Annotated in this window: 2 protein-coding genes; one reads left to right on the forward strand and one right to left on the reverse strand. The window is 65.4% G+C overall.

Features of this window, described 5'->3' with window-relative positions; genetic code table 11:
• Window positions 1-236: 236 nt before the first annotated feature.
• Window positions 237-2,918 carry a sensor domain-containing protein gene (locus AC1D00_RS29065; RefSeq protein WP_477013031.1) on the reverse strand — a complete coding sequence of 894 codons (2,682 nt, stop codon included), beginning with the start codon at window positions 2,916-2,918 and terminating at the stop codon, window positions 237-239.
• A 203-nt stretch (window positions 2,919-3,121) separates the two neighbouring features.
• On the opposite strand from AC1D00_RS29065, the gene AC1D00_RS29070 reads away from it, so the two are divergent.
• Window positions 3,122-4,225: an NAD(P)/FAD-dependent oxidoreductase gene (locus AC1D00_RS29070; RefSeq protein ID WP_477013032.1), complete on the forward strand. Its 1,104-nt coding sequence runs from the start codon at window positions 3,122-3,124 to the stop codon at window positions 4,223-4,225.
• Window positions 4,226-4,383: the final 158 nt, after the last annotated feature.

Raw genomic sequence — 4,383 nt, forward strand, 5'->3', positions numbered from 1 at the left:
TACAGAATGACCCGCAGGCCGCGGCCGGCCGCATCACGCGCGAGGCTGACACCGTTCAGGCCGCCGCCGATGATCGCAAGGTCGTAATCCGCCATGAAGCCGTCGAGAAGGAGCGAAACGAAGCGCTCTCATCACTAGAGCCATTTCCGTTCCGATGGTATCGGAACGCGGCTCCGGATTCCCGTTTTGACGCGTTTTCTTGACGCGAGCCGGTTTCCACTTCGCTCGAAAACGCTCTAGCCGGTCTTGAGCGCGAGCTCCATGGCTTCGGCGCGGCCGACGAGGCCGGCATACTTCCCGATCGGCAGCGGCTTGCCGAGCAGATAGCCCTGCACACCGTCACAGCCCTCCTTGGCGAGGAAGGCCAGCTGGTCGAGCGTCTCGACGCCCTCGGCGATGATGGACATTTCGAGGCCGTGGCCGAGATCGATCACGGCGCGCACGATCGCCGCCGATTGCGGGTTGCGGCCGAGATTGATGATGAAGGCGCGGTCGATCTTGATCTTGTCGAACGGGAACGCCTGGAGATAGCTCAGCGAGGAATAGCCGCTGCCGAAATCGTCCATGGAGATGCGCACGCCGAGCGCCTTCAGCCGGCGCAGCAGCGCCAGGCCCCGGTCGAAATCCTCGATCAGCACGCCCTCGGTGATCTCCAGCTCGAGCCGGCCGGGCGCCAGCCCCGTCTCGATCAGGATCGAATGGACCAGCCCGACCACGTCGCCGTGCATGAACTGCGCCGGCGACAGATTGACCGCGACCTGGAGCGGCTTGGGCCAGGACGCCGCCTCGCGGCAAGCCTCGCGCAGGATCCACTCGCCCATCTCGACGATCAGGCCGCTTTCCTCGGCGATCGGGATGAATTCGGCCGGCGAGACCTGGCCGCGCACCGGATGCTGCCAGCGCGCCAGCGCCTCGAAGCCGATGATCTCGCTCTCGGCGACGCTATGGCCGGCGGCGCCCTGCGGCTGGAACGCGAGCGAGAGCTCGCCGTTCTTGATCGCCATCGACAGGTCCTGATGCAGCACGCGGCGATCGCGGATCTGCTGGTCCATCTCCGGCTGGTAGAGGCTGATCGTACCGCGCGATTTCTGCTTGGCGCGGAACAGCGCCGCACCGGCATTGGCGAGCAGCGAGGCGCCGTCGGCGCCATTGTGCGGGAAGATCGACATGCCGGTGGTGACGCCGGCGCGGACCGGCCGGCCGTCGATCTGGAATTCCCGCGCGACCGCTTCGCCGAGTTGCTGCGCCAGCGCAAGACCCGCCTCCGGCTGCTTGCCGTCGATGATCAGGCCGAACTCGTCGCCGGACAGGCGCGCCACCACGCCGCCGCGCGCGGAATCCTGGAGCCGCTGGGCGACCTCGACCAGGAGCTTGTCGCCGAGTGCATGGCCAAAGACGTCGTTGACCTCCTTGAGGCCGTCGAGGTCGACGCAGAGGACGGCGAACTCCTCGCCGGTGCCTTCGCAGGCCTCGATCATCTGGGTCAGCGCCTGCAGGAAGGCGGCGCGGTTCGGCAGATCGGTGAGGCCGTCGTGATAGGCCATGTGCGCCATGCGCGACTCGGTCTGCCGGCGGTCGGTGACGTCTTCGTGGGTCTTGATCAGATATTGCGGCTCGCCGGCGTCGCTGAGCACGGTGGCGCGCCGGGTCAGGAACAGGCGCAGGCCGTCCTTGGTGGAGATCGGATGCTCCTCGGTGATCGTCCCGCGCTTCTTGATCGCAGCCTCGTCGCGCGCGATGATCAGCTTGGCTTCCTTGGGATTGAAGATGTCGGACGCGGTCAGGCCCGTGGCTTCCTCGCGCCTGCGGTTGAGGATCGTCTCGGCGCTGCGGTTGGCGAGCAGATAGCGGCCGTCCTTGACCTGCTCGACGATCAGCGCCACCGGGATGTTGTCGACGACGAGCTCGAGGAATTTCTTGGTGCTCTCCAGCTCCTGCGACAGCGAGCGGCGGTCGGTGATGTCCTCGAACACGATCAGCAGGAATTCGGGCTTGTTGTTCTCGTTGCGGACCGTGATCCGGATCGAGGCCACCATGCGCCGCGCGCCGCTGCGGTCGACCTCGAACTCGTTGCGGAACTGGCCGTCCGGCGAATTGAGCGCTGCCCGGTCGGCCGTCTCGATGGCGGCCACGGAGACGGGGGCAAACAGCTCGCGCGCGTTCTTGCCGACGACCTGGTCCCGCGTGAAACCCCAGAACCGCTCATAGGCGCTGTTGGCGAAGATGTAGCAGCCGTCGTCGATGTTCTTCGCGGCGACGCAGGCCGGCACGTTGTCCAGCACCGTTTCCAGAAACTGCTTGGTCGAGGCGAGTTGCCGCGACAGCCTGCGCTCCTCGCTGACGTCGAGATGCGTCGCCACCGAGCCGCCGTTCGGCAGCACGAAATATTTCACCAGGATGGCCCGGCCATCAGGCAGTTCGGTGTTCAGACCGTTGCCGCTTGCCGCCTTCTCATAGAACTCCTTGTCGGAGACGCCACCGAGGACCCCGCGCTTGCGCCGCAGCTCGAGGATGTCGTGGCCGTTCATGTTGGCCCACAGATCCGACCGTGACAGGCCATAGATCTCGAGATAGCGGTCGTTGCAGAAGATGACGCGCCGCTGCGCATCGGTCATCACCACGCCCTGGTTGAGATTGTTCATGGCGGAGGAGACGAAGGCGTTGCGCCGCAGCTGCGACCGCCTGGTGCGGCGCAGCGCGGAGTGGATCCACAACGCGATTGCCACCAGGAACGCGCAGACGACGATGCCCCCGATCAGGGCTTCCCAGATCAGGTTGGGATCGAGGTTGTCGAGCGAGCTCGGCGGAGCGAAGCTGTCCGACAAGGCACGCGCAGGCGCGACCGTGCCGATCAGGCACACGACGGCCTGCACAGCAATCGGCATCGTGCTGTCCGCGTGCCAGTTCTTCTCAGCCATCAGCCACCCGCGATTTCAACGTCGGATTGTCTGGCTTCACGGGTTTGGATCGGGTAAACGCCTGTACGCGCAACAGAAAAAATGTGACGTGAAATACGGCAATTGCCCTGACATGATAAATGCTTCCTTAACGGAAAATGACCCCGCGCCGTCGTTCCCGGGCTTGATGCCACCGGCGCTTCCAGCGGACCTCCTGCACAACCATGGATAGGGTCGACTGCATCGTCATCGGAGCCGGCGTGGTCGGGCTCGCGGTGGCTCGAAAGCTGGCCCAGGCCGGGCGCGAGGTCATCGTGCTCGAGGAGGCCGAGGCCATCGGCACCATCACCTCCTCGCGCAACAGCGAGGTGATCCATGCCGGCATCTACTACCGCGCCGGCAGCTGGATGGCGCGCATGTGCGTCAGCGGCAAGCACGCGCTCTACCGATACTGCGGCGAGCGCGGCATCCCACATAAGAATTGCGGCAAGCTGATCGTCGCGACCAATGCGAAGGAAACCGAGAAGCTGCAATCGATCAAGGCGCACGCCGAGGCCAATGGCGTGCTTGACATGCAGTTGCTCACCGGCGAGGCCGCACGCGCGCTGGAGCCGGCGCTCGCCTGCGACGCCGCGCTGCTCTCGCCATCGACCGGCATCATCGACAGCCACGCCTACATGCTCTCGCTGCGCGGTGAGGCCGAGGAAGCCGGCGCGGCCTTCGCGTTTCACACCCCGCTGATCCGCGCCAAGGCGGCCGCCGGCGTGATCAAGGTCGAGGCCGGCGGCGAGGCACCGATGGCGCTGCAATGCGGCCTGCTCGTCAACGCTGCGGGCCTCGCGGCGACAACAGTGGCGCGCAACATCGACGGCATGCCGCTGGACCGGATTCCGCGGGCCTATCTCGCCAAGGGAAATTACTTCAGCTGCAATGCCAAGGCGCCGTTCTCGCACCTGATCTATCCGGTGCCCGAGCCCGGCGGCCTCGGCGTACATCTGACGCTGGACATGGCAGGGCAGGCGCGCTTTGGCCCTGACGTCGAGTGGATCGAGACGATCAACTACGAGGTCGATCCGTCACGCGCCGATCGCTTCTATCCGGCAATCCGGAGATACTGGCCGACGCTGCCTGACGGCGCGTTGATGCCGAGCTATTCGGGCATCCGCCCGAAGATCGTGCCGCCGGCGGTCGCCACGCAGGATTTCCTGATGCAGGGCCCGCGCGACCACGGCGTCGCAGGCCTGATCAACCTGTTCGGTATCGAATCGCCGGGACTGACCTCCTCGCTCGCGATCGCGGATCACGTCGCCGAGCTCGCAGGAATCTAGGCGCCGCGCAAATGTCCTTGCGCGGCTTCGCACCTTCCAACAGGGATGAGCGCAACAGCGCTCACCCCTGCCTGAAAGGGTGCGATCAAACTTTGCACTGTTACGGGGTTTACTAGTGAAGCGTGTCGCTAGTTTGCTTCAGACGCTCGATCTGGTCC

The sequence above is a fragment of the Bradyrhizobium sp. P2_E8 genome (assembly GCF_056403875.1).